General features: G+C 62.3%; 26 protein-coding genes and 1 pseudogene. 10 read left to right on the top strand and 17 right to left on the bottom strand.

All coding sequences use genetic code 11. From position 1 onward, the window contains the following. Positions 1-25: 25 nt before the first annotated feature. From dnaX to H9K75_RS03540, 5 genes are all read left to right on the top strand, one after another. Positions 26-1,912 carry a DNA polymerase III subunit gamma/tau gene (dnaX, locus tag H9K75_RS03560; RefSeq protein WP_187724792.1) on the top strand — a complete coding sequence of 629 codons (1,887 nt, stop codon included), beginning with the start codon at positions 26-28 and terminating at the stop codon, positions 1,910-1,912. A 130-nt stretch (positions 1,913-2,042) separates the two neighbouring features. Continuing rightward, positions 2,043-2,375: a YbaB/EbfC family nucleoid-associated protein gene (locus H9K75_RS03555; RefSeq protein ID WP_187724791.1), complete on the top strand. Its 333-nt coding sequence runs from the start codon at positions 2,043-2,045 to the stop codon at positions 2,373-2,375. A 40-nt stretch (positions 2,376-2,415) separates the two neighbouring features. Then, entirely contained in the window at positions 2,416-3,006 is a 591-nt protein-coding gene (recR, locus tag H9K75_RS03550; RefSeq protein WP_187724790.1) for a recombination mediator RecR, read from the top strand. 88 nt (positions 3,007-3,094) lie between these two features. Next, positions 3,095-3,499, top strand: a complete 405-nt coding sequence (locus tag H9K75_RS03545) for an MAPEG family protein (RefSeq protein WP_187724789.1) — start codon at positions 3,095-3,097, stop codon at positions 3,497-3,499. Positions 3,500-3,644: 145 nt separating this feature from the next. Further along, the gene (locus H9K75_RS03540) at positions 3,645-4,706 is read left to right on the top strand and encodes an ABC transporter substrate-binding protein (protein WP_187724788.1); all 1,062 of its coding nucleotides are present in this window, start codon (positions 3,645-3,647) and stop codon (positions 4,704-4,706) included. A 77-nt stretch (positions 4,707-4,783) separates the two neighbouring features. Here the strand turns inward: H9K75_RS03540 and H9K75_RS03535 are convergent, their stop codons facing one another. Together H9K75_RS03535 and gloB are read right to left on the bottom strand one after the other, a co-directional pair. Further along, positions 4,784-6,415: a transglycosylase SLT domain-containing protein gene (locus H9K75_RS03535; RefSeq protein ID WP_187724787.1), complete on the bottom strand. Its 1,632-nt coding sequence runs from the start codon at positions 6,413-6,415 to the stop codon at positions 4,784-4,786. After that, on the bottom strand, positions 6,412-7,188 hold the full coding sequence (gene gloB / locus H9K75_RS03530; RefSeq protein WP_187724786.1) for a hydroxyacylglutathione hydrolase: 777 nt from the start codon (positions 7,186-7,188) through the stop codon (positions 6,412-6,414). The genes H9K75_RS03535 and gloB overlap by 4 nt, the downstream gene beginning before the upstream one ends. Between gloB and H9K75_RS03525 the strand changes: the two are divergent. Together H9K75_RS03525 and rnhA are read left to right on the top strand one after the other, a co-directional pair. Then, positions 7,187-8,020 (top strand): annotated as a pseudogene (locus H9K75_RS03525) (class I SAM-dependent methyltransferase). The gene gloB and the pseudogene H9K75_RS03525 overlap by 2 nt on opposite strands. A 7-nt stretch (positions 8,021-8,027) precedes the next feature. Beyond that, positions 8,028-8,477 carry a ribonuclease HI gene (rnhA, locus tag H9K75_RS03520; RefSeq protein WP_187724785.1) on the top strand — a complete coding sequence of 150 codons (450 nt, stop codon included), beginning with the start codon at positions 8,028-8,030 and terminating at the stop codon, positions 8,475-8,477. 12 nt (positions 8,478-8,489) lie between these two features. Here rnhA and H9K75_RS03515 read toward each other — a convergent pair whose 3' ends face one another. From H9K75_RS03515 to H9K75_RS03485, 7 genes are all read right to left on the bottom strand, one after another. Next, the gene (locus H9K75_RS03515; protein WP_187724784.1) at positions 8,490-9,284 is read right to left on the bottom strand and encodes a hypothetical protein; all 795 of its coding nucleotides are present in this window, start codon (positions 9,282-9,284) and stop codon (positions 8,490-8,492) included. After that, positions 9,260-10,174 (bottom strand): hypothetical protein, encoded by a 915-nt coding sequence (locus tag H9K75_RS03510; RefSeq protein WP_187724783.1) that lies wholly within the window; start codon positions 10,172-10,174, stop codon positions 9,260-9,262. The genes H9K75_RS03515 and H9K75_RS03510 overlap by 25 nt, the downstream gene beginning before the upstream one ends. A gap of 333 nt (positions 10,175-10,507) precedes the next feature. Further along, on the bottom strand, positions 10,508-10,831 hold the full coding sequence (locus H9K75_RS03505) for a thioredoxin family protein (protein WP_187724782.1): 324 nt from the start codon (positions 10,829-10,831) through the stop codon (positions 10,508-10,510). 98 nt (positions 10,832-10,929) lie between these two features. After that, the gene (gene moeA, locus H9K75_RS03500) at positions 10,930-12,225 is read right to left on the bottom strand and encodes a molybdopterin molybdotransferase MoeA (protein ID WP_187724781.1); all 1,296 of its coding nucleotides are present in this window, start codon (positions 12,223-12,225) and stop codon (positions 10,930-10,932) included. A gap of 8 nt (positions 12,226-12,233) precedes the next feature. After that, positions 12,234-12,797 carry a GNAT family N-acetyltransferase gene (locus tag H9K75_RS03495; protein WP_187724780.1) on the bottom strand — a complete coding sequence of 188 codons (564 nt, stop codon included), beginning with the start codon at positions 12,795-12,797 and terminating at the stop codon, positions 12,234-12,236. A gap of 51 nt (positions 12,798-12,848) precedes the next feature. Further along, on the bottom strand, positions 12,849-13,988 hold the full coding sequence (gene moaA, locus H9K75_RS03490; RefSeq protein ID WP_187724779.1) for a GTP 3',8-cyclase MoaA: 1,140 nt from the start codon (positions 13,986-13,988) through the stop codon (positions 12,849-12,851). 225 nt (positions 13,989-14,213) lie between these two features. Then, positions 14,214-14,771 (bottom strand): DUF2889 domain-containing protein, encoded by a 558-nt coding sequence (locus tag H9K75_RS03485; RefSeq protein WP_187724778.1) that lies wholly within the window; start codon positions 14,769-14,771, stop codon positions 14,214-14,216. A gap of 265 nt (positions 14,772-15,036) precedes the next feature. Between H9K75_RS03485 and ppa the strand changes: the two genes are divergently transcribed. Then, positions 15,037-15,576, top strand: coding sequence for an inorganic diphosphatase (gene ppa / locus H9K75_RS03480; protein WP_187724777.1), 540 nt, complete (start codon positions 15,037-15,039; stop codon positions 15,574-15,576). An 82-nt stretch (positions 15,577-15,658) separates the two neighbouring features. Here the strand turns inward: ppa and H9K75_RS03475 are convergent, their stop codons facing one another. Further along, positions 15,659-17,071, bottom strand: a complete 1,413-nt coding sequence (locus H9K75_RS03475) for a lytic murein transglycosylase (protein ID WP_187725893.1) — start codon at positions 17,069-17,071, stop codon at positions 15,659-15,661. 184 nt (positions 17,072-17,255) lie between these two features. Then, positions 17,256-17,447 (bottom strand): hypothetical protein, encoded by a 192-nt coding sequence (locus tag H9K75_RS03470; RefSeq protein ID WP_187724776.1) that lies wholly within the window; start codon positions 17,445-17,447, stop codon positions 17,256-17,258. A gap of 33 nt (positions 17,448-17,480) precedes the next feature. Between H9K75_RS03470 and H9K75_RS03465 the strand changes: the two genes are divergently transcribed. Both H9K75_RS03465 and H9K75_RS03460 read left to right on the top strand, forming a co-directional pair. Beyond that, positions 17,481-18,374 (top strand): NAD(P)-dependent oxidoreductase, encoded by an 894-nt coding sequence (locus H9K75_RS03465; RefSeq protein WP_187724775.1) that lies wholly within the window; start codon positions 17,481-17,483, stop codon positions 18,372-18,374. Between the two features lie 46 nt (positions 18,375-18,420). Next, entirely contained in the window at positions 18,421-19,848 is a 1,428-nt protein-coding gene (locus H9K75_RS03460; protein WP_187724774.1) for an aldehyde dehydrogenase family protein, read from the top strand. Between the two features lie 118 nt (positions 19,849-19,966). Here the strand turns inward: H9K75_RS03460 and H9K75_RS03455 are convergent, their stop codons facing one another. From H9K75_RS03455 to H9K75_RS03430, 6 genes are all read right to left on the bottom strand, one after another. Then, positions 19,967-20,350, bottom strand: a complete 384-nt coding sequence (locus H9K75_RS03455) for a hypothetical protein (RefSeq protein WP_319016870.1) — start codon at positions 20,348-20,350, stop codon at positions 19,967-19,969. Between the two features lie 108 nt (positions 20,351-20,458). Further along, a complete protein-coding gene (locus H9K75_RS03450; protein ID WP_187724773.1) occupies positions 20,459-20,938 on the bottom strand; it encodes an EVE domain-containing protein in 480 nt (159 codons plus the stop codon). Between the two features lie 105 nt (positions 20,939-21,043). After that, positions 21,044-23,536: a DEAD/DEAH box helicase gene (locus H9K75_RS03445; RefSeq protein WP_187725892.1), complete on the bottom strand. Its 2,493-nt coding sequence runs from the start codon at positions 23,534-23,536 to the stop codon at positions 21,044-21,046. 149 nt (positions 23,537-23,685) lie between these two features. After that, positions 23,686-24,228, bottom strand: a complete 543-nt coding sequence (locus tag H9K75_RS03440) for a hypothetical protein (protein WP_226858505.1) — start codon at positions 24,226-24,228, stop codon at positions 23,686-23,688. A 49-nt stretch (positions 24,229-24,277) separates the two neighbouring features. Further along, positions 24,278-24,529, bottom strand: coding sequence for a GlsB/YeaQ/YmgE family stress response membrane protein (locus H9K75_RS03435; protein WP_187724772.1), 252 nt, complete (start codon positions 24,527-24,529; stop codon positions 24,278-24,280). 300 nt (positions 24,530-24,829) lie between these two features. Further along, positions 24,830-25,393 (bottom strand): C40 family peptidase, encoded by a 564-nt coding sequence (locus tag H9K75_RS03430; RefSeq protein WP_187724771.1) that lies wholly within the window; start codon positions 25,391-25,393, stop codon positions 24,830-24,832. Positions 25,394-25,662 lie beyond the last annotated feature (269 nt).

The following is a 25,662-nucleotide window of genomic DNA, read 5'->3' as shown; positions in this document are numbered from 1 at the left end:
GCAAGGGGCCGTAGAATTGGCTGATATGTCTTATCTAGTGCTGGCCCGTAAATACCGTCCCAAGACCTTCTCAGAGATGGTGGGGCAGGAGCATGTCGTTCAGGCGCTGACCAATGCGCTGACGCAGCAGCGGTTGCATCATGCCTATCTCTTCACCGGAACCCGCGGTGTCGGCAAGACGACGGTGTCGCGCATTCTGGCCAAGTCGCTCAACTGCCAGGGGCCGGACGGGCAGGGCGGAATCACCGCCACGCCGTGCGGGGTTTGCCCGGCGTGCATGGACATCGACAGTGGCCGCTTCCCGGATTACACCGAGCTGGACGCCGCTTCCAATCGCGGTGTGGACGAGGTGCAGGGGCTGCTCGAGCAGGCGGTCTACAAGCCGGTGCAGGGTCGCTTCAAGGTCTTCATGATCGATGAGGTGCACATGCTCACCAACACGGCCTTCAACGCGATGCTGAAGACGCTGGAGGAGCCGCCGGAATATCTCAAATTCGTGCTTGCAACCACCGATCCGCAAAAGGTGCCGGTGACGGTCCTGAGCCGTTGCCTGCAGTTCAATCTGCGCCCGATGGCGCCCGAGACGGTGCTCGAGCACCTGACGCGCGTGCTTGCTGAGGAACACGTCGATGCCGATCAGGGCGCGCTGCGGCTGCTCTCGCGTGCGGCGCGCGGCTCGATGCGCGATGCGCTGAGCCTGACCGATCAGGCCATTGCATTCGGCAGCGGAAAGCTCGATGAAGCCGGTGTCAGGCAGATGCTGGGCAGTGTGGATCGCACCTACGTTTTCCGCCTGATCGATGCCTTGGCGCGCGGCGATGGCCGCACCGTGGTGGAAACGGTGGACGAGTTGCGCACCAACGGGCTGTCTGCCGCCTCGACACTGGAAGAAGCGAGCACCGTGCTGCAACGCATGGCCGTATTGCAGGCCGTGCCCCACATGGCGGCGGGTGTCGACCCGCATGACAGCGAGGCGCAGGAAATGGCCCGGCTCGCCACGGTCATGCCCGCCGACGAAACCCAGTTGCTCTACAGCATGTGCCTGCATGGCCGCGCCGAGCTGGGTCTTGCGCCCGACGAATATGCCGCGCTGACCATGGTGCTGCTGCGTTTGCTGGCGTTCAAGAAGCCGCAGGACGGCGCGACGACAAGCACAACGGCCGGAAACCCGGCCGAGGCTGAAAAAAAAACTCTGACGCCCGCTGAAACCGCCCCGGCGATGACGGCGGAACCGGCGCCGCAGGCGGTGGCGCAAGCCGCCGCGCCGCTGCCCGAGCCCGAGTTGGAACCGGAACCATCGCCCGAGCCACCGGCCTCGCCGCAGTCTGCAAATCATTCGGCGATGCGCCTGCCGGTGCGAACCCCCGAGGAGGTCGCGCATCGGCCTTTGGAAATGTCCGATGCGGACCCTCTGCCGCAGGCGGACTCCGACACCTTCGAGATTCCGGTGCGCAACGCGCCCGAGCCCGGCATGCGCACGCAGGCGCACAGCGTCAATGGTCATGCCGCGCTTCAGCGCCTGGTGCCCACGGCGGAGGGCGAAGTCTGGTACCAGACGGTGCAGGAACTGATTGCCGCCGGCGCGATCAATGCGCTGGTGCGTGAGCTTGCGCTTCAGTCGCAATTGATCGCCCGTGACCAGAATCACTGGCTGCTGCGCGTCGAGCGCGAATCGCTGAATCAGCCAGCGGCGCGCGAAAAGCTGCGTGCGGCGCTGGATGCCGCGGGTCATGCCGCGCAGATTTCCGTGGAGGTCGGCAAGGTCATGGACAGTCCATCGCGGCGCAATGCCTATGCGGCTGCGCAGCGCCAGCGGCTGGCCGAAGACATTGTGCAGAGCGATCCGCGCGTGCAGAAACTGATGCGCGACTTCGGTGCCAAGATCGTGCCCGGGAGCATCAAGCCCGCGTGATTTGCGAGCATCGATTCGGGGCAAAGACCGTCACATTTCCGTTGGCTCGTTCTTTCATCGCACAATCGCTGCTTCGCGCTTTATTTTTTCACCCGTTCATTTCAATCCATAAAAAGCAAAGGAATTCACCATGTTCAACAAGGGACAGCTCGCCGGTTTGATGAAGCAGGCGCAGGCCATGCAGGACAACATGAAGAAGGCCCAGGACGAACTGGGCAACATCGAAGTGGAAGGCGAGTCCGGAGCCGGTCTGGTCAAGATCGTGATGACCTGCAAGCACGACGTCAAGCGCGTGACCATCGACCCCAGCCTGCTCGCCGACGACAAGGACATGCTGGAAGACCTCGTGGCCGCTGCCTTCAACGCCGCAGTGCGCAAGGCCGAGGAGACCTCGCAGGAGAAGATGGGCAAGATCACCGCCAGCATGCCGGGTCTGCCCGGCGGCATGAAGTTTCCGTTCTGATTGATCGCTCGTTTGCTTCAAGCACGATCACTGCGCTCGCATGTCTGACACCAGTTCATTGGACGCCCTGATACAGGCGCTGAGGCGACTGCCGGGCGTGGGCATCAAGTCGGCGCAGCGCATGGCGTTTCACATGCTGCAGCATGATCGCGAGGGCGCCGAGATGCTCTCGCGGGCGCTGCACGAGGCATCGAATTCGATCCGCCATTGCGAGCGCTGCCATACCTTCACGGAAGCGGCGATTTGCGAGGTCTGTAGCGATCCGGGCCGTGACATGTCGCGGCTGTGCGTGGTCGAGACGCCCGCCGATCAATCGGCCATGGAGCGCACGGGCGCATTCAAAGGCCTGTATTTCGTGCTCATGGGCCGCCTTTCGCCGCTCGATGGCGTAGGGCCCAGGGACATCGGCGTCAAGAAGCTGATCGAGCGCGCTACCGATGGCATGGTCCAGGAGGTCATTCTGGCCACCAGTTTCACCGCCGAGGGCGAGGCGACGGCCTATGCCATCGGCGAAGCGCTCAGACCGCGCGGTATCCAGGTCACGCGGCTGGCACGCGGAGTTCCCGTGGGCAGTGAGCTGGAATTCGTCGATCTGGGCACGATTGCCCATGCTCTTGCAGATCGTAGGTAGTTGCGCGCGGCTGCGTTGTTGGCGGCCGTGTCCCGGTTGAATTTCGAATTTTTAATGGCTGCACCCGCAGCCCCGCAAGGAAAAGAGCATGTCCACGCAGCTTGCACACTTCACTGTTGCCTATTGGTGCGTTCTGGTTGCGGTGTTGCTGCCGATTGGCTGCGCGATGCTGGCGAAGCGGGGTGGGTTCAGCATGAAACGGGACAATCACGATCCGCGCCAATGGCTCACCAAGCAGACCGGCTGGCGCGCGCGTGCCAACGCGGCGCAGGCCAACAGCTACGAATCGCTGCCGTTCTTCATTGGTGCCGTCATCATTGCGCACCAGCTTGGCGCGGCGCAGACGCCTCTGGACATGCTGGCGCTGGCCTATGTGTTGATCCGCCTGCTCTACATCGTGATGTACGTGGGCGACCTGCCCACGGCGCGCAGCATGATCTGGGGCGCGGGATTTCTGGTCAATGTCGGAATCCTGTTTCTCGGATACCGCTGAGCCGGGAAGGCGTGACCGGGATTCGTCCGGCAGCATGTGTCAGGAATATGTCACTGCTTCCCTTTAGGTAGTTCTCCGCAAGGATTGCCCCTGATGCCATAAGGGCTCAGAATCGGGCATTATTGCTGCACTGCAGCATTTTCCTATGGAAACTAACTCCCTTACCCGTCGACAACTCGGACTGCGAGCGGCCTTGGCCCTCGCGGCGTGCGCGGGCGGCTCGCAGTGGCTGGTACCGGCGCAGGCCCAATGGGGCGAGCGTTCACGCGTGCCGCTGCGCGTGGCGGTGGGTGGCAAGGGTGATCTTCACCACCTGCCGCTCACGGTGGCCGAGCGATTGGGATATTTTCGGGATGAGGGCCTGTCGCTGGACATCGAGAACTACACCGGTGCCCCGCTGGCCATGGCCGCCGTGCACAGCGGCCGGGCCGATATTGGCTGTAGCGATTACGACCGCCTGATCGAGTCGCAGGCACTGGGTTTTCCGTGCCGCTGTCTGGTGTTGATGGGACGCACGCCGCAACTGGTGCTGGCCGCCTCCCCGCGCTACTGGCCGAAGAAACCGCTGAATCACCAGCGCGAGTTGCGCATTGGCGTGGCGGCGCCGGGATCATCGGCGCAATTTTTCGCAAGTCTGTGGTTGTTGCAGGCCGGCATTTCAGCCCGGCAGGTGCAGTTCATCGGCGTGGACAGCGGCGCGAGTGCCATCGCCGCATTCCGGCAGGGACATGTGCAGGCCCTGAGTCACGTCGATCCGTTGATCACCTTGCTCGAACAGCGAAGCGAAGTGCAGATTCTTGCGGATACGCGCTCGCTGAAAGGCTCCGCCGATTTCTATGGTGGTCCCATGCCGGGGGCATGCATGTATGCATCGCAGACGTTCGTTCAGCAGCGCGCGCGTGAGGTGCAGGCTTTCGTGAACGCCGTGGTGCGTGCCCTCAAATGGATGCAGACCGCCAGTCCGGCTGATTTGGCACGTGTGGTTCCCACGGAATACTGGCTCGATGATCGAGCGGCCTATCTCGCCGCGTTCGAGAAGGGGCGCGCGACGCTCTCGCCCGATGGCCTGATGCCCGACGACGGGCCGGCCACCGCACTCAGGGCCGTGGCGCGGCTGCGCGAAGGCCAGACCGCGCCCAAGGTGAATCTGGGGCTGACCTACAGCAATGAGTGGGTCACCCAGGCGAAGCTGAAGTTCCAGCTCTAGAGAATTGGACAAAAAAAGGCCAGCACGCTGGCTGGCCTTGGTGGTCTGACCTGAACGAACAGCGGGCCGGGTTTGTGTCAGCGCTTGCGCTTGGCGGGCGCTGGTGTGCTGGTCTTGCGTGGCGCGGCTGCGGCTTTTGCTGGCGCCTTGGCGGCACTGCTGCGCGTGCTGGCCGATGATGCCTTGCTACTCGCGGCAGATGAGGTCTTGCCGCTCGTTTCCGTGGCCCTGGCCCTTGGCTGGCGCGCGCTGTGGTTGGCAAACGAGGTGGAGGTCAGGCGCACGGGCAGGTACATGGTGACCTGCTCTCCGCCCTTGAAGCGGCTGGAGGTCTTGACGTCGTTCCAGTCGGCCACGTCGGATGCGCTGACCTTGTAGCGTGCGGCAATGGCGGCGACGGTTTCACCACGCTTCTGGGCGCGAACCACGGTGCGGCGGTTCACGATTTCCGGCGTGAAGCTGATCTGGCCGTTGTCCGCCAACTGGCTGGACACGTCCTGCTGCGTGGTTGCGGCGCGCGGAATCATCAGTGCCGAGCCGGCCTTGATCATCATGCGTGGCGGGATGCCATTGATCTTGCGCAGGTCACTTTCGTTGATGCCGAGTCGGCTCGCGGCATTCGCCACGGTCATGGTGTTGGGCACGCTCCAGACCGTCCAGCTCGCGTATTGCCCGTGGTTGTGGGCTTCGAGGTTCTTGCGGAAGACCTGTGCGTTGTCCCACGGCAGCAGGATGCGCGGCGTGCCGGCAGCCAGGATCACCGGCTTGTGAAACGATGGGTTGAGCGCGCGGAAGTCTTCCTCGCGGATGGCAGCGAGGCTTGCGACCAGCGTGACGTCGATGTCGCGCGTGATGTCCACGGCCTGGAAATACGGGTGGTTCTCGATCAGCGGCAGTTCGGAGTTGAAGCGATCGGGATTGGCCACGATATTCTTCACCGCCTGCAGCTTGGGCACGTACATGCGCGTCTCGTTGGGCATGTTCAGGTCTTCGTAGCGTGTGCCGAGGCCCTGCTTTTCATTGCGGGCAATGGCACGCGCCACACTGCCTTCACCCCAGTTGTAGGCGGCGAGCGCCAGATGCCAGTCGCCGAACATGCCGTAGAGCTTCTGCAGATAGTCGAGCGCCGCCTTGGTCGATGCCAGCACGTCACGGCGGTCGTCGCGAAAGGCATTTTGCTTCAGGTCGAAGTAGGTGCCGGTGGCGGGCATGAACTGCCACATGCCGGCCGCCTTGGCCGTCGAGACGGCCTGGGGGTTGAATGCGCTTTCAATATAGGGCAGAAGTGCGAGTTCGCTCGGCATGCCGCGACGCTCCAGCTCTTCGACGATGTGGAACAGGTACTTGCTCGAGCGCTCGGTCATGCGCTGCATGTAGTCGGGTCGCGTGGCGTACCACTGCTCGCGATCACGCACCAGATCGTTTTGCAGGTCGGGCATGGAAAAGCCACGGCGGATGCGATCCCACAGATCGGACGGAGCCTTGATGCCCGTGACGTCGTAGGCGCCACTGCCGAGTTCATAGGGAGAAATGGCGCTGAGCGGGCCGGTCGGATAGCTCGGCGTGATGTGCCTGGCGGCGGCAGCGGTGCTGCTGGTGGTTTCCGTGGCCGGTGTGGCATCCAGTGCACTGGAATCGGAAGCATTGTTGGTTGCGCAACCGGCGAGCCAGACGACGCTGGCGAGTCCAAGAATTTGGAGAAGTCTCATCGGAAGTTGTTTTTCCATTCACGCAACGCCGCCAGGACGGACGTCGCATCGCTTGGGTTGACGCGCGCATCGAACCCCTTGGCCGCGTTGACGACCTCGGACTCGCGCGTGCGAAGAAAAGGATTGATTGCCAGCTCGGTGGCGATGCTTGACGGCAATGTGGGCCGGTCCGCATCCCTCAGGGCCATGCATTCCTGTTGGTACTTGAGAAGCGCCGCGTTGCTTGGTTCCACCGCGCGTGCGAATTTCAGGTTTGAAAGTGTGTATTCGTGCGCGCAGCATACGCGTGTGTTGCCGGGCAGGGCGGCAAGCGCGTCGAGCGACGTGCGCATCTGCTCAGGCGTGCCCTCGAACAGCCGACCGCAGCCGCCCGAGAACAGCGTGTCGCCGCAGAACAGCAGCGGCGTGCCGTCCATGTCGGGGCAGAAATAAGCGATGTGCCCCGAGGTGTGACCAGGAACGTCGATCACGCGGAATTGAAGGCCGAGTTCGGTGACCACATCTCCCTGCGCGACGCGGGTGATCGGCTCGGGCATGATTTCGCGCGCGGGACCGTAGACGCGCGCTCCGGTTCCTGCATACAGATCCTCGACGCCACCGACGTGATCGCCATGGTGATGGGTGACTAGAATGGCGGCCAGTGACAACCCGGTGCTGCGCAACTCGTCGAACACGGCGTCGGCGTCGCCCGGATCCACCACGATGGCAGTTTTTCCATCGTGCATCATCCAGATGTAGTTGTCGGAGAAAGCGGGCAGTGGCAACAGATTCATGAACGGCGAAATTATAAGTTTGCACGACTGGCTAACGACTCCCCGGGACGCTACGTACTGGACTGGGAGCAGGCGCGCTTTGACGAACTCGTCGCGGACCGGTTTGGCTACCATGCGTTGCAGCTCGGCATGCCCCGGTTGGCGGGCTTGCGAGCCAATCGCATGCCGCATCGCTTTCTCGCCGTGGGTCAGGCGCAGGCCATGATACTAGAGAGACAGGCGCTTGCCGATAGCGAGCAGCCAGAGGAGTCAAAAGAATCCTTGCAAACGGCCAACCTGCTCGCCGAGCCGGAAATGCTGCCGTTTGCCGAAGCCAGCCTCGATCTGGTGCTGCTGCCGCATTCGCTCGAAGACTGCGCGGACCCACATGCGGCGCTGCGCGAGGTGCAGCGCGTGCTCGTGCCCGAGGGCCAGGTGGTGATCAGCGGGCTCAATCCGTTCAGTCTCTGGGCATGCGCCAGGCGAGATCACGGCTGCATCGTCGCCTCGGGCTGGGGGGCGGCTGTATTTGCCCGAGAAAGGCGAGTTCATCGCGCCGGGTCGCCTGCGTGACTGGCTGCGCCTTCTGGGGTTCGAGCTGGACTCAATCAGTTTCGGTTGTTACAGGCCCGCGATACGCTCCAGTCATTGGCTGGAAACCTATGCATGGATGGACGCGCTCGGAGCCCGCTGGTGGCCGATTCTGGGTGCCGCCTATGTGATAGTTGCGACGAAGAAAGTACAGGGCGTGCGGCTGATCGGGCCATCATGGCGCGCGGCGCCTCAGACCGCGCCAGCGCCATCGCAGGTACCTGTGGCGCAGGTGCGGCCACATCGTTTTCATCAGGAGTAGTTTTTCAGTGACGCAAGTAGTGATTTATACGGACGGGGCATGCAAGGGCAACCCCGGCCCGGGTGGCTGGGGTGCCGTGTTGAGCTCGGGAAAATCGGAGAAGGAACTGTTCGGCGGCGAGCTTGACACCACCAACAACCGGATGGAGCTGCTTGCCGTGATCGAGGCGCTTTCGGCGCTCAAGCGTCCTTGCGAGGTGGCACTCTATCTGGACAGCCAATATGTGCGCAAGGGTATCACCGAGTGGATTCATGGCTGGAAAAAGAAAAACTGGCGCACCGCCGGAGGTGACCCGGTCAAGAACGTCGAGCTCTGGAAACGCCTCGATGAACTGGTGGCCAGCGCCGGTCACCGCATCGAGTGGCACTGGGTCAAGGGGCATGCCGGAGACCCAGGCAACGAGCGCGCCGACGCGCTCGCGAACAAGGGCGTTGAGAAGGCGCTGGGTCGAATCTGACACCTGGATCCATCAATCGATTCGTGCTTTCGGCCTAAGCAGATAGGCCGTCGGCGTGACAGCCTCGACCTCGAACAGCGTGCGGTACTTGTCGGGCTCGAATTGGAAACGTCCCGCATTGACGGCAATCATCTCAACGTGGAATTTGCTGACTGCGTCGAGCAGAGCCTGAGGCGCCACGATTTCTCCAACGTAGGGCGGCTTGTCCAGGTTCAGTCTCGTGAATTGCGAGTAGCGACCGATACCGAACCAGTCGCCGATGGTCACTCCGTCATAGAAATAGATCCCGTTTTCAAAACCGATTTGCACGATCTGTTCCTGCGGCGTTTTTTTGCGCTCGCTCGCAACACGAAACACTTCATAACCGCCGCGGGACGCAAGGGTCGCCTGCCACGTGGCCGCTTTTTCCGCAAAGATTTCAATTGATGCCTTGGAGGCTGCGAACAATAGTCCGCACAGCAGCAGGATTTGAAGCGGCGTGCCCATCACTTTCGAGATGTTCGAAGATCTGCGTTCAAGCCAGCCCTGTGGCACGAATGCGTGCACCAACAGGGCGCAAAGCACGGCAGCCAACGGAAGGATCGGCAGCAGGTAGCGACCGAGCGGAAAAAACTGTTGCCAGATCAGCAGATAGGCGAGCAAGGTGATGGGCAGTGCCAGCAAATGCGCTCGTCTGGTCTGCGGAAAAAATATAGTCAGCAGGCCTGTCGCGGCGGCGGCAACGCCCAAAGTACGCATGGAGCCGAGCAGCATCAATGGGTTCTTGCTGATCCCGAGGCTGTTCAGATCCAGTCTCTGCAGCCACATGTCCTGTGCATTCCACAGGTAGTAACCGAAAAGGCTCCCCCCGCGGGATGGACCGGATCGTTGGAAACCACAAAGCTGCGCAGGTACCACCCGATGCCGAATGTGAACAATGACGCCAGATAGATCAGAAGCTGGCGATTTTTCCGGCCCAGCCTATGCGCGAGCGCAAGGCTCATGAAAAACACGATGACGACTCCAAAAAGCTTGGTGCCGATGGCCGTGCCCGCGAGCAATCCGCAAACGAGTAAGGCAGAGCGCTTGCCACCATCCGGATCGGCCTGCAGCACGCATGCCGCACATGCAACGAAGGCCCAGCAGTACATCGCGAAAAGATGGTCGATGTAGGCAAAGCCCAGTGTTTGGAGGAGTGGCTTAAAGGTGCAGAAAACCGCGCAGGCCAGCCATCCAGACCAACGGGATTTCGCCACATGTTCCATAAAGCCGTAGATTCCCACGAGAGTCAGCGACAGCGGCACGGCATTGGCAATGATCTGCGCAAACGTCTCGCCGCCCGCGAGCAGCGATGCAGAGAACAGAAGATTCGCATTCGCCGGGAAAAGGGGATAGCGCAACCATGGGTTGACGCCCAGCGATTGCGTCTCGAGAAAATAGCGCGCGAGCGGCAGATGAAAGCTGGTGTCATCCCAGTGACCGGGGGCTCCCGAGCTTTTGGCGGTGAGAAGAATCCCGACGCTGATCAACATCAACAGCGGCGGAACAAAATCCCCCACGCCGAAGCGGATTTTCGATCGCGCAGAAAAACGAAGCGAATCGCGCCATGCGAGCAACGCACAGATCGCCCAGAGTGCGGCACAAGTGGCGAAAGTCGCGGAAGCGTTCAGGCCCTCCAGCAAACCCAGCAAGAACAACAGCTGCGTGGTCAGGGCCAATCCTGTGGCCGATGAGAGAAACAGGGTCAGCGCAAAGGGAAACGCCGCGTGCCAATGGTCGGCGTTGCTGCTGCTGTCCATGCGCCCATGAATGCTGGTGATAAACGTGTAGCCAAGGGTTGCCGAATACAGAAGCACAAAGGCAAACCATCCCAGTTCGTACCAACCGAAGGTCGCGGGATTTGGGGTGTAGAGCATGGCGGGCGGCGATAGGGGGAATAGGAACAACTGCCGCCCATCGCACTATGCGAGATGTCTAGCGGACACAAAGCCTCGAATTATGAAGCGTTCGAGAGCCAGAGTTCCCGAGTAGTCGCCGACGTGCCCGGTCGTTCAGGAGATTTTTTCAATCGCCTCGTGAATGCTTTGTGCCGTTCCGGGACGAACCAGGCGTTCGATTTCCTTGCCGTCCTTGAGAAACACGAGTGTCGGCCAGAGTTTGACGCCGAAGCTGCGTCCAAGGCGCTGACCGGGGCCATCCTCGACCTTGACGTGTGCGACGTCAGGCAGGTCTTCAAGCGCCTGTTCGATCAGCGGCTGCGCGCGTTGGCAGTGGCCGCACCATGGCGTTCCAAACTCGATGACCGTGGCTCCCGTGAGTTGATCGACGGATTCGCGCGTGGGTGGAGTGGCGGCGTGACGGCTGGTGTAGGGCATGTTGTTTGTCTCCCGATTGTGGCGCGATCAAGTATCGAGTTCGGCCATTTTGCGCGGCGGCCGAACGCATTTCAGGGGGTGGATATCGACTTGTCGCGTCAGATCATTCCTTCAAACATCATCACTTCCACGGTGTCGCCGGGGTGGATGCTGGCGGTGTCGTGCGGCAGGACGATCAACCCATTGGCATGCACCATGGAACTGAGCATGCCCGATCCCTGGCTACCGGTTGTACACACTTCGAGTGCGCCGCTGGCTGCCTGGGTCACGATGCCACGCTGGAATTCGGTGCGTCCGGGGCGCTTGCGCAGGGTTTCGGTGCACACGGCCTGCAATCGAGGGGGGGCAGCGCGCTTGCAGCCCATCATCGCTAGCAAGGCAGGGCGCACCAACGCGAGAAACGTCACCATTGCCGCGACCGGATTGCCCGGCAGGCCGAAGAGCACGCAGCGCCTACCGTCGTCGGCGCAGTCTTGTCGATTCAGCCAGCCGACGGCCATGGGTCTGCCGGGCCGCATCGCAATGCGCCAGAACGCGACGTCACCCAGCCGCTTCATCATTGCCCGGATGTGGTCGGCATCACCGCCACTGACACCGCCGCTCGTGATGACGGCGTCGGCGCTCGCAGCGGCCTTGAAGAAAGTGGCTTCAATCCGTTGCGGCTCGTCGCGAACCGTGCCGAGGTCGATCACCTCGACGCCCAGGCGCATGAGCAATCCGAACAGGGAAAAGCGGTTACTGTCGTACACCGCTCCCTCGCGCGGGGCGTCGCCGGGCCCGAGGATTTCGTCGCCCGTGGAGAAATAGGCCACGCGCAGCCGACGCGTCACGCTGACCTGCGAGAGCCCGAGGCTGGCGAGCAGCCCGAGCGCGGCAGGCGTGACCAGCTCGCCCGCAGCCAGAGCAATGCCGCCCTGCATCAGGTCTTCTCCCTTGAGGCGGCGATTCGCTCCGGGGCGCAAACCGTCGGCTGCGATCTCGATGCTGCCATCCGCCGCCTGGGTGGTGCGCTCGATGGGAACCACGGTGTCAAGCCCGGCGGGCATGACGGCACCCGTCATGATGCGCACGCATTCATCGGCGGCCACATGGCCCGACCAGGCGTGTCCAGCGAGTGCGGTGGCTATGGGTTTGAGGTGCAGCGGCCTGCCGCCCTGAAGGCTCGATCCGTGAAACGCGAAGCCGTCCATGGCGGAATTGTCGTGCGGTGGAACGTTGACCGCGGAGATCACATCGGCGGCCAGCACGCGCCCGAGCGCGTCGATCAACGGCACCGTCTCGCATTGCGTGATCGGGGTGATCATGCGCGCGAGAAACCCATGCACCGCGTCGACGTGCATGTCGTCCTCGTCGTAGTGGGCGATGTTGGAGGCGATGGACTCAAGAGACGTCATTTATGGGGTCAATTCAAGGCGGGGCAGGCAGCGAGGGGGCGGAGCATCAGCAGATGGTCGTGACCGATGCCGTCAATCACGACGGCGCGCGGCAATCGGCCATAGGAACGAAAGCCGGCTCTTTGATACAGCCGCACGGCACGTTCGCTGCTCGCGGTGACGCCCAGTTGCAGGATCTCAAGACCGGCAATCTGCTCGGCGTGCGCGATGCAGGCTTCCAATAATTGTCGTGCGATTCCTTGGTGCTCAAAATTGACATCGATCATGACTGCATTGATATGGCCGATGTGGCGCTTGAATCGCGCCTCCTCGCGATCAAAGCCGATGCTGCCAACGAGCCGGCCTTGTTCCGTGAACGCACCCAGATAGAACGGGCCATCTCCGGGACGGGAGAAGCGCGCCGAATATATGGCTGGCGGCCTTGTGACAGCGGTGGCGTAGTCGGTCGAGAACGCCTCGGGTGTGCGCAACAAAGAGGCGTCGCGCAGCACCTTGTAGGCCGGGGCATCAGCGGATTGCAGTAGCGCGATGCGCACCGGGGCGTGCGTGGGGGCGTCGGCGTCAGAGGGCATGAAACACACGCCCGCGATGATCGGGCGCGAAGCAGCGGAGAAGCCCGCAGTTTATCCGCCGATGTAGCTCATTTCCACGCGGCGCGTGCCCGCTCCGGTATCGGCGGGCAGACTGGCGCGCAGCTCGGAGTAGCGATCGCTGCGGCCATTCCAGATCTGGCTGACGGCGGCGGCGATGTCATCGTCGTTGGCACCGCCGCGCAGCAGGCTTCGCAGGTCGTAGCCTTGCTGGGCGAACAGGCAGAGATAGAGCTGGCCCTCGGTGGAGAGCCGTGCGCGGTTGCAGTCGCCGCAGAACGCATGGGTGACGCTGCTGATCACTCCCACCTCACCCTGCGAGGGGTCGTGCGCGCCGCTTGCATCGGCGTAACCCCAGCGCTTGGCGGTTTCGCCCTGCGAACTCGCGGCGAGCGGCACGAGCGGGAATTCGTCCTGAAGCAGGCGGATGACGTCGTCCGAAGGCAATACCTCGTCCATGCGCCAGCCGTTCGTGGAACCGACGTCCATGTATTCGATGAACCGCAGCGTGATGCCCGTGCCGCGAAAGTGCCGCGCCATCGGCAGAATTTCGTGATCATTGGTGCCGCGCTTGACGACCATGTTGACCTTGATATGTTCGAACCCGGCCCTGTTTGCCGCCTCGATGCCGGCAAGCACCTCGGCAACGGGGAAATCCATGTCGTTCATGCCACGGAAAATGTCGTCGTTGAGGCTGTCAAGACTCACGGTCACGCGCGACAGGCCCGCTTCGCGCAATGCCCTAGCCTTGCGCGCGAGCAGCGATCCGTTGGTGGTGAGCGTCAGATCCGGCACCTTGCCGTCATTGGTTCGCAGCCGCGCGAGTTGCGCGATCAATTGTTCGATGTTCTTGCGCAGCAGCGGCTCGCCACCGGTCAGTCGAATCTTGCGCACGCCGAGACGCAGGAACTGCGTGGCCAAGCGCGTGATTTCCTCGAAACTCAGAAGTGCGCTGTGCGGCAGATACGGATAGTCCTTGTTGAACACATCCTTGGGCATGCAGTAGGAACAGCGGAAATTGCAGCGGTCGGTGACGCTGATGCGCAGGTCTCTCAAGGGCCTCTGGTGGCGATCAAGCAGCGGCGAGGCAAGGTCCGGCACTCCTCCGGCTGGCACGGCGGCGGGAAATGCGCTGCGGCGCTGATCAACGAGAGGAATGACGCGTTCTGCCATGGGGTTTTATAGTTTCTGCAAATGCCTGTGCATGGAACCTGAGGCGGTTCAATTCATGAAGCGCCTATCCATGACGTTTTTCGATACATACAGGATCGAAAAGTTGCCCCGGGATCATAAACGCCGCATCGCAATGCAGTTGCGGGTAGGGACGTTTTGAGGATGGCCCGGGCTTGCGCCATGCGGCGCGGTCGGGCATCGGCGACGGGTTGGTCGCCGCTCGCGTCAGTTCGTTCCGGTGACGGCGCTTCGCGTGTAGAACTGCGGATAGAACTCCTTGACGCCCTCGCCGTCGAAGGCCCAACCCGTGCACTGGTTCAGGTGCCGCGGCGGTTCCTCATTGTCACTTTCGAACACCGAGGGCATCGTCTGGAAGGCAGCGGTGGCGAGGTTGAACAGCAGTTCGCGAATGTGGGTGCAGCCGACCACGCCGCCCAGATTGGCTTGAATCGCCTTGCGCCAGCCACGCATCATGCTGCAGCCGACCATGCTTTGCAGCGACTCGAGCGCGCCGGGGCAGCCACCGAGCGGGTGTGCGTCCATCGACGCCTCAATGGCCTGCACGACCAGTTCGCGGTTCACGGTCACGCGCAGGAACATGTGATGAATCGGCTCACCCGCGCGGCGCATCCGGCTCGCGTCGCGCACGTGCTGCGCGTCGTAAGCCTTGCTGTCGTGCAATTCGCCTTCGATGTCCCATAGCCCATCATCACGCTGAAAGCCTTGATAGGTGACGCGGCGGACATGTTTGGCGGTACGGGCAACAGGCGAAGAGAGCGGCATTTCTATTTGGGTCGTGGCGGGGGCAGTATTGCGCTGGCGCAAAAACTACGCCATTGTGCGATAGACGCCATGTTTCCGCTGTCGCCTTGGTTCCGGTTTTTTCTCGCTCGCGATGGCCGTCCGTCGGGTTGAAAGCCCGCGCAAGAGGCTTGGTCTTAAAATCGACGTGTTCCTGCCCTGCGACACGTCGATGGATTGTTCGGCGCTTCTTGGCGGCAGGCGAAACGTCAATCCCCCATTTCTTCATTCAAAGACTGTCGAGACCATGTCCCTGAACAACGTCCCCGCTGGCAAGAACCTGCCTGAAGCCTTCAACGTCGTGATCGAGATCCCGATGGAGTCCGATCCGATCAAGTACGAGGTGGATAAGGAAACCGGTTGCATCTTCGTGGATCGTTTCATGACGGCCGCCATGTTCTACCCGGCCAACTACGGCTATGTGCCCCAGACCCTGTCGGGCGACGGTGATCCGGTGGACGTGTTGGTGATGACACCCTACAAGCTGCCACCGGGCGTGGTGGTTCCCTGCCGCGCGCTTGGCATCCTCAAAATGGAAGACGAAGCCGGCATGGATGGCAAGGTGCTGGCCGTGCCGACCGCCAAGATTCTCAAGGAATACGCCGACATCAAGACGCTGGGCGACATTCCCGAGATCAAGCTCAAGGCCATCGAGCACTTTTTCGCCCACTACAAGGATCTGGAAGCAGGCAAGTGGGTCAAGGTACTGGGTTGGGGCGGCATGGACGAAGCGCACAAGGAACTGACCGACGGCGTGGCGAACTACGAAAAGTCCAGGAAGGCTTGAACGGGTGGATGGGGCATCCCATCCTCCTTCCATTGGCTCATGAAAGCCCGCTCGCCAATTCGAGCGGGCTTTTTTCCATGCGTCAGCGGGGCGCGGCCGTGCCCAGCAGCCTGGCCAGCAGGTCCTTCGTGGCATAGCCATCGGCAGGCAGACCTGCGCTCTTCTGGTATTCGCGCAGGCCGATGCGCGTGGCCGGGCCGGCGACGCCATCGGGCGTGCCGGTCTGAAACCCCTTGGCATTGAGCGCTTCCTGCAGCGAACGCACTTCGGAGCGCGAAAGCGGCTCCAGCTCGCGTGGCCAGCTCGAAGCCAGTCCGCTTCCGCCGTCGATCTGCTGGGCGAGCAACGCCACGGCAAGCGCGTAGTTGTTCGAGTTGTTGTACTTGAGCAGCGTGCGGAAATTGTTGCCCACCAGCATCGCCGGTCCGCGAGCGCCCGCCGGGGTGATGATGGACGCGTCATCCAGCGGCGGCAGCGGGCTGCCGTCGAGGCTTCGGACACCTTCTGCGGCCCAGGCCGACGTTGGCTGTGTCAGCTTGACCTCGGCACGCGCGTAGTCGAAATTGGCGGGTAGCCGCACTTCCGTGCCCCAGTCTTCACCGGTTTTCCAGCCGGATTGGGCGAGAAAGTTGGCGGTGGAGTGGATGACATCCGCAATGCTGCCCCAGATGTCGCGCTTGCCGTCGCCATCGGCATCCACCGCAAAGCGTTGATACGCGGAAGGCAGGAATTGCGTGTGGCCCATCGCACCGGCCCAGGAGCCGAGCATCTGCGTGGCAGGGATGTCGCCGCGATCAATGATCTTCAGCGCAATCAGCAGTTCGCGGCTCGCCCAGTCGGCACGGCGGCCATCGTAGGCGAGTGTGGCCAGTGCATCGACCGCGCGGAAGCTGCCGAAGTTCTTGCCGAAATTGCTTTCCATGCCCCAGATCGCGGTGATGACCGAGGCGGGAACGCCGTAGCGCTGCGCGGCGGCATTGAAGACGCGCTGATGCTTCTTGATGAGCGCCTGGCCCTGGTCGATACGTGCCTGCGATACGGCACCATCGATGTACGCCCAAGGCGGCCGCGTGAACTCGGGCTGGGCGCGATCCAGTTCGACGATGCGCGGCACGAACCGGGCCTTGTCGAGCGCGAGTTTGACCGTGGCAGCGCTGATGCCGGCGTCAAGCGCACGCTGCTCGAAGGTGCTGAGCCACTGCTCGAAACTTTCCTTTCTCGCGGCACCCACCGGTTCGGGGAGCGTTGCGGGAGCCGCCGGGGCCGACGCCGCTTCTTGCGTTGCCGCAGCGACCTGGACAATCGGTTCCGCAGGTTCCACAGGCGTGACCGTCGGGACTGGTGCGATCTGCGCGGGAGCTGCTGGCTCGGGCTGACTGAGCGAAGGCCGATCCGGTTGCACGCCATTGCCATTCACGACTGCGGGAGGCGCTGGCCGGGCGCGATCCACTGTGTTGACCGGAGTCCTGGGCGTGGAACCGCAGGAACTCAGCATCAGTGCGAGCAGGATTGCGCTGACCAGTGGGCGAACGGCAGGCAGAGCGATGGGTGATGGGGTGGAACTGAGATCTTTTGGCTTGAAATCCATGCCCCATTGTGCAGGGTTAGCGAAAGCCAATCTGTCATCCCTGACGATTCTCGGAAATTTATCGGAAATTCGCGCTGGAGATTTTCGAGCGTCAGGTGATGCCTGCCCGATTGGACGTGCGAAAGATCGCCGGGCATTTCGCTTTGCTCGGCTTCGCGGGCATCGCGCTGGCGGACACCACGGGCATGGCGACAACCGAGGCAAAATGGATCTGATTCATGGAGTCAGTGAAATCGCGGAGATGGAACCCTGCCTTGGCCGCGATGATGTTCTTTTCGGCCAACTGACGCCTAACCCTTCCTGAAAGATCTGCAGCATGAGTTCCCCACATATCGGTTTGATCGGCGTCGGCCTGATGGGCCACGGCATTGCGCTGAACATCGCGCGCAAGGGTTATGCGCTGACGGTGCTTGAGCATCCCGGCAATCAGCCGCTGACGCAATTGCAGGCGCTCGGCGTGCAATCGGTCGATTCGCTCAAGGCGCTTGCCGCCAGTGTGGACGTGCTGGTGCTCTGCGTGACCGGGTCGCCGCAGGTCGAAGCCATTTTGCTCGGCGACGAAGGTGCGCTGGCTGCGATGAAGCCAGGCTCGGCGGTGATCGACTGCTCCACCGCCTTGCCTGATTCGACCGAACGCGTGGCGGCGATGGCGGCTGCCGTGGGGATTCGCTTCATCGATGCACCAATGACGCGCACGCCCAGGGAGGCGGCGGAAGGCCGGCTCAACCTGCTCGTGGGTGGCGATGCGGCGGTGCTGGCCGAATGCATGCCGATTCTGCGCAGCTTTGCCGAAAACGTCACGCATACCGGCGCGGTCGGTACCGGCCATCGCATGAAACTGCTGCACAACTATGTGTCCCTTGGCACGGTCGCGCTGATTTCGGAGGCCGCAGCCTGTGCGTTTCGCGGCGGGGTATCGCCCGAGGTGTTTGTCGACGTGCTTGCCAAGGGCGGCGGCGGTGGCGTGGCGCTCGAGCGTTTGCGTCCCTTCCTGCTCGATCAGGACCCGAGCGGGCTCAGGTTCTTCATGGGCAATGCGCTCAAGGACATGGGCTACTACGTCTCGATGGCCCACGACACCCATGCCGCGCAGGACATTGCCGACGCCGTGCACGATACCTATGCCAGCGCGGTAGCGCAGGCGGGCGCCGAGGCCCTGGTGCCGAGTCTGGTGACCACGTTGCAGCGCGGGGTAGGCCACAGCCGGTAAATTGGCGAGCAACAAACCTGTTCAGACAACGGAGACAAACCGCATCATGCATCAGCACTTCATTCACAACCAGTGGACCGGGCAGGGCGAGACCATCGACGTGGTCGATCCGTCCACGGGTGAGACCTACGACAGCATCCTGCGAGGTACGGCGGCCGATGTGGATGCCGCCGTTCAATCCGCGCGTGCAGCGTTTATGGGCGATTTTGGAAAGCTTACGGCGACCGAGCGCGGACGCCTGCTGATGAAGCTCTCCGCCAAACTGATCGAACATGCAGAAGAACTTGCGCAGATCGAGGCGCGCGATTGCGGCAAGCCGCTCAAGCAGGCCCGCGCCGATGCGGCAGCGATTGCGCGGTATTTCGAGTTTTACGGCGGCGCGGCCGACAAGCTCATGGGCGAGACCATTCCCTACCAGAATGGCTACACAGTGCTCACGATCCGCGAGCCTTACGGCGTGGCTGCCGCCATCGTTCCCTGGAACTATCCGATGCAGATTTTCGGGCGCAGCGTGGGCGGTGCGCTGGCGGCGGGCAACACGGTGGTCGTCAAGCCTGCCGAAGATGCCTGCCTGTCGCTTTTGCGCGTGGCGGAGCTGGCCCGCGATGTCGGCTTTCCTGCCGGGACGCTGAACATCGTCACCGGTTATGGGCACGAGGCGGGCGCCGATCTCGTCGCCCACCCCGGTGTGGACCACGTCTCGTTCACGGGTTCACCCAACGTGGGCAAACTCGTCGTGAAGGCGGCGATTGAAAATCACACGCCGGTGACCACCGAGCTTGGCGGCAAGTCGCCGCAAATCGTATTCGAGGACGCCGATCTCGAAGCCATGCTGCCCGTCGTGATCAATGCCATCGTGCAGAACGCGGGCCAGACATGCTCCGCTGGCAGCCGCCTGCTGGTGCAGCGCAGCATCTACGAGAAAGTGATTGCGCTGCTCTCCGGGCGTTTTGCACAGTTGAAGGTCGGCTCATCGCAGATGGATCTCGATTGCGGCCCGCTGATTCGCAAGAGCCAGCAGGTGCGCGTGAAATCGTTCCTCGACGATGCGCAAAAGGACGGGCTGTCGATTGCCGCCCAGGGCGCACTTGCCGATGGGGCACCCGCGAACGGCTTTTATCAGGTGCCCACCTTGGTGCGCGACGTGCCGATCACGCATCGCCTGGCGCAGGAAGAAGTCTTCGGCCCGGTGATCGCAGCGGCGGCATTCGATACCGAAGAAGAGGCCGTCGCACTTGCGAACGGCACGGATTTTGGCCTCGTTGCGAGCGTCTGGACGCGCGACGGCGGTCGGCAGATGCGCATGGCCCGCAAGATCAGGGCGGGGCAGGTGTTCATCAACAACTACGGCGCGGGCGGCGGCATCGAGTTGCCCTTTGGAGGCTACAAGGCGAGCGGCCATGGGCGCGAGAAGGGATTCGAGGCGCTGTACGGCTTCACGCAGTTGAAGACGATCTCGATGCGCCACGATTGACGGGCAGCCGCACCACGGGTGCATGCCCGTGGGCCGCTGCTACCTCGCGATATTCCTCAGGTCGGGGTTTTCTGTTCGCTGAGCAGCGCAGCGAGCTGGGCCTTGCTCATTTCCTTGATCATCGAGAGCTTGCGCACGACGGCGGCGTGAGGACGCGCCTTGCCTTGCTCGTAGTGATAGATGCTCTGCCCGAGATGCCGACCAGCGCGCCGTAGTCGGCAGCGGACAGCCCGGTCTTTTGCCTGTGCGTGGCGAGGCGGCCTGCACTGAAGCGGCGCTTGACCTCGTCGGTTTGCGGCGCGTCGAGATCGACTTCGGCGGTCTTCCTCGCGGGAGCCGTGCGCTTGGTGTCTTTACGCAATTCGGCCAGTTCGCGCTTGAGCGCGGCAATCGCGGATCGCTGTGCGGCGATCATCTTGCGTAGGGACTCGGTTTCAGCGCGAACCTCCTTACGGGCGACGCGTGAAATTTCGGATTTGAGGATTGCGGCAATATTTGGCATGTGCGCATTGTGCACGCGCTTGGGAAATCAGGCTATTTTTTTAAGCAAGGATTTGATTCCAGCTGTCGCTAAGCTTTGCCTATCTCACGCTAAACAAGTGGCGCCGTGCTACTTCAGAAGTTGGAGTATTCGTTTCCAGTCGGAAGCGTTCACTTCGGTGATGGACAGCCGATTGCCGCGTTTCAGCACCGTGAGATCGGCAAGTTCGGGGTCTTCGCGCAACTCGGCAAGGCTCAACAAGCGAGTCTTACGCAGCGCCTTCACGTCGAGCAGCAACCAGCGTGGTTTTTCGGGATCGGACTTGGCATCGAAATAATCCGAGCGCGCATCGAACTGCGTGGGGTCGGCCCGGGTGGCAGACGCTACTTCCGCAATGCCTGCAATGCCTGGCTCGGGACAACTCGAGTGGTAGAAGAGCACGCCATCGCCGATCTTCATTTCATCGCGCATGAAATTGCGAGCCTGATAATTGCGCACTCCCGTCCATGGCACAGTGGACTTTGGCGCAGCCAGGGCATCGTCGATCGAGCATTCATCGGGCTCGGATTTCATCAGCCAGAAGCGTCTGGCATCCTTTGTGTTCGTCATGGGGCATTGTTGCAAGATTGGCGAATCGCACTGCCAATGACCACACGCTCAATAAGCTCACCGCCGCACGGACGATGAGGCGTTCAGCCCTTGTGGAAAGCGGCCTCAGTGAAGGCCGCGCCTGCCCGTGCCACCCCAGCGCCTGGTATCGGCTGCGAGGATTGCGAGCGGATTGTTGCCGGGTTCGGTAAGCGGTGCCAGAAGCCCCGCAAGTTCGTCGGCGCTGAATTTGATGGCACCCGCCGCGTCGCTGCCGAGGACGCCTTGCGCGAGCAGGCGCTTGCGTTCCTGCAATTCGAGCATGCGTTCCTCGATGCTGCCCTGCACGACGATGCGATAGACGAACACCGGCTGCGTCTGGCCAATGCGATGGGCCCGCGCGGTCGCCTGCTCCTGAACGGCAGGGTTCCACCAGGGATCGAGATGAATCACGGTATCGGCAGCGGTGAGGTTCAATCCCGTGCCGCCGGCCTTGAGGCTGGCGAGCAGGATCGGTGGCGCATTCTCGCCGCCTTGCTGAAAACGGGCGACGATGTGCTCGCGCTCCCCCGGCGCGGTCGCACCGGTCAGCATCAGATAACCGAGGCCGAGTGAATCGAGCAATTCGGCCACAAGCCGCAGCATGGACGTGAATTGCGAGAACACGAGAATGCGTCTGCCATCTTCCACCAACTCGGGAAGCATTTGCGCGAGATGTTCGAGCTTGGCGCGCTCGGTGTCCGGGTGCACGCTCGTGCCGCGCAGCAGGCGCGGATCGCAGCACACCTGGCGCAGCTTGAGCAGGGCATCGAGAATCGCGATCTGTGCGGCATTGCCCCAGTCCTGCGCCTTGAGCACGCGGCGCACCTCCTTGTCGCAGGCGGTGCGCACGGCTTCATACAGCTCGCGCTGGCGGCCCTCTAGTTCGACGCGCACGAGTATGTCGGTGCGTTCGGGCAACTCCTTCGCTACCTCGCTTTTGCGGCGGCGCAGCACGAAGGGTGCAATCCGCTTGGCGAGCAGTTCGGCACGCAGCGTCTCGCCGTTTTCCTCGATGGGTTTGCGCCAGCGCCGACCAAAGCCATGAGGATCGCCGAGAAATCCGGGCATCAGAAAATCGAATTGCGCCCAGAGTTCGCCGAGATGATTTTCGAGCGGCGTTCCGGTCAGGCACAGCAGGTGCGGTGCCTTGATGCGGCGCAGCGCCCGCGCCGTGCGGCTGCCCGCGTTTTTCACCATCTGCGCTTCGTCGAGGATCAGCAGATGCCAGGGCTTTGCCGACAGGGCATCGACGTCGCGCCAGACCAGCGGGTAGGTGGTGATGACGAGGTCGTGGTCACCGGCCTGAAGCAGGCGCTCGGAGCGATGGGGGCCGACGAGCGCAAGAACACGCAGTTCGGGCGTGACCATGCGCGCCTCGGCCAGCCAGTTGAAAATCAATGAGGTCGGCATGACGATCAGCGCTGGATGCGTGAGCCGTCCCGCCTGCTTTTCCATCCACACATGGGCGAGCGCCTGGGCTGTTTTACCGAGCCCCATCTCGTCGGCCAGAATGCCGCCCAGATGATTGGCACGCAGGTACTGCAACCATGCCAGGCCATCGAGCTGATAGTTGCGCAGCGTGATGCCCAGACCTCGCGGCGCGTCCAGGGGCTGCGGCGTGCCCTGTTTGCGCAGCCGCCTGCTGAGCAGCTCAAGGCCCGCATCGCCCTGTAGTTGCCATTGGTTGTCAGGGGCAACGCGGCCGGTCTGGAGCAGGGCGGTGCGCAGCGCTTCGATGCGGCGCAGGTCCCAGTGCGGCAATGCGATGGGCTCGCCCTCGCGCAATTGCCTGCGTGCCGGATCGGCAATGAGATCCACCATGGTGCGCAGTATCGCCTTGAGCGGCGCGGCGGGCACGTCGATGCGTTTGCCGCCGACCGCGCGCAGTTGGACCATTGAAAGATCGTCAACGCTGTCGATATGCTCGAGCGACAGCCAGCGCGAGTCCCGCGCCAGCAGATTCGCGAGCATCGGAACGAGATCGAGCGTCACGCCGTCGATTTCGATGCCCAGACTCAGGAGCCATGCGCCCTCACGGCGTGCGAGCTGCATCGCCTGAACCGGCTCCGGTCTGGCCGCGAAATCACCGGCGACCTGGAGGCTTTCGATCTCGCCGGACGCGCTGCCGAGCCGTATGTGCCAGCGCTGCACGGCCACGCTCTCGTGCGCAAAACCGGGCCGCATGTGGATGTCCCAGCCCTCGCTACGCAGCACCGGAAGCATGTCGGCCCAGAAATCCGCGAACATGGCTTCCTGCGGCAAGGTCCAGAGCGGCCCGAGTTCGCGCTCGATGTCGGGATGACGCCATTGCAGACGGTCGGAGGCGACGGGCGTGAGCCCGAGCGTCCAGACGCGATCCATGGCGTCCCGCTCTGCGGATCGGTCCCGCTCGACGGTACCAATGCCCTGCGGCGTGCGCGTTTGCAGAATCGAGGTCGGCGCTGGTGTCTGCCAGAGCGTCCCGTCGTTCAGCCGGTAGACCCAGTCGATCTGCGCAAAACTCACGGAATCGCCGCGCGGCCCGAGCTTGCCCTGCGAGCGCATGCCCAGCAAGCCATCACCACGGCCCAGGGTCATGAGCGTGATGCGTGGCTGAAAGGAGGAGGGCACGGGAGTGGTCTCGGGTACGAAAGGCGCGGCACGGGATGCTGCGCGGAGCCGGTCTTCCTGCGCTTACCTGTGTGGGCGAGGGAGCAGAAACCGGCGACACCGGAAAAGCGGAAATATTATCGCGAATGTGATGGCGTGGAAATCGCAGACCGCGTGGGCGCGGGCTCAAGCGTCAGTTGCGCCTGCTTCGCCACCTGCACGCAATCACGCAGATGCTGTTCGCCAAGAAAGCGCAGCGTGGCGTAATTGAGCGCGGCCGAAGCGGCCTGGCCCGCGAGCGGCACATATTTGGCCGCCTGAGCGGTGGACATGCGCATGCCAACTACCTTGGCAAGGCGCAGCACCATCTCGCGCGTGATGAATTTGCCGATCAATGCTGAGCCGACCACCGTGATCGCGTTCTGCACACGGTCACGCTTTTCGGGAGAGAGTTCATCCAGCTGCTGCGGCGTCAACCCGAACTCGGCGTTGATCTTGGGAATGATGCGCGAGAGCAAGGCCGCCTGCGCTGCCCAATCGAGGCCGGGCAGGGGCACCGCTCCGGCAACCGCCGCGACCAGCGCTCGATTCTTGAGCAGCTTGCGGCTGCGCGCGACGGCAGCCCGCAAGGCGGGATCGTCTCCCGCCAGATGCTCGGCGCTGGGACCGCGCGTGAACAACCCGCTCTTCAAACGATCACCCCGAGGTTCGCCAATGTCGCGATACCGATCATGCCTTGCGGCGGATCAGGCCGTAAATGAACAGCAACACGATGGCGCCGACGACCGAGGCAATCCAGCCAGCGGCATCACCCTGCTGGTACCAGTTCATGGCCACGCCGAGGTAGGTGGCAAGGAACGAACCGGCCACGCCCAGCAGCGCGGTCATGATCCAGCCCATCCTGTCGTCGCCCGGCTTGAGCGCGCGTGCGAGAAAGCCAACGATCAGACCTACAAACAAAGTACCCAGAATATTCATCATGTTGAAACCAGCTCCCTTGGAAAAAACGATTGATTCATTGATTGAGTCGGCAGACCGTCCCCGATTGTGGGAAATCGGGAGAAAGCGCCCGCCAACGAGATGGAGGCGCTGACTGTAACGCAGTCCCAACTCGATTGTGTGTCAGCGAAGATGCTGCACGCGCGGCGCGCATATTGTGCTTGGCATCCGATAGGTTTGCGCAAAGACGACAAAACAAGTTTGCATTTGCGATGAACTGCGCAAAAAGCAAAAAGCCTGCATGGGTTCATGCAGGCCTTGGGTCGGGAAACGTTGCCCGGTTTACTTTTGCTGGATCAGCCTGACGATGTCATCGGCGGCTTCTTCGTCGCTCACGCGACGCGCACCGTTGAAACGCTTTTGCCAGTAGGAAATGCCCATGTCTTCCACGCGAACCGATGCGCCGGAGCGCGGGGCGTGGATGAATTTGCCGTCGCCCAGGTAAATGCCGACGTGGCTGAATGCGCGGCGCATCGTGTTGAAGAACACCAGATCGCCGGGACGCAGATCCTGCTTGTCAATGACTTCGGTGGCGTCGGCCTGCTCTCTGGCAACGCGCGGCAATGCAAGGCCTTGCGCTTTCTCGTAGATGGCCCGGACGAAGCCGCTGCAGTCAAATCCGGTTTCCGCCGTGTTGCCGCCACGGCGGTAGGGAACGCCAATGAAGCCCATGGCGGTGGAAATGAGTTCGGAAGTGCGATCCGCCATGCCATGGCGCACGTCCTGAAGCTGAGCTATCAGGCCACGTTCGGCAAGCAGGTGCTCCATATCATCGCCACCGTTCTTCGGCGCGGCATAGGTAGCATTCGCAAACACAAGTAACAGTACGCAAAACCATCTGGACATGGGGCGCGAGAGTAGCACGACTTGACTCTGTATCTACCGGTAAAAATGTTACAGGGATTCGGATAAACCCTGAATCTGTCATTTTTTTGACATATCGTTACCTGAGGCCTGAAAGGGTGAAAAAGGAATGGAACAAGGCCTTGTCCTATATAAATAGCGGAAAGCTGGGCGACATCGAACCGGCGAGATCACTCATATGGATCAATCAGGGGATAATATGTTGCAATATGTAAAAAATTTCGCGACTTGTCGCAACGCCGCCTCGTGGG

This window comes from Diaphorobacter aerolatus (assembly GCF_014489535.1).
In the GTDB taxonomy this organism is placed as follows: domain Bacteria; phylum Pseudomonadota; class Gammaproteobacteria; order Burkholderiales; family Burkholderiaceae_C; genus Diaphorobacter_A; species Diaphorobacter_A aerolatus.
The sequence above is the reverse complement of the archived record's forward strand: the minus strand, read 5'-3'. Positions and strand labels throughout refer to the sequence as shown.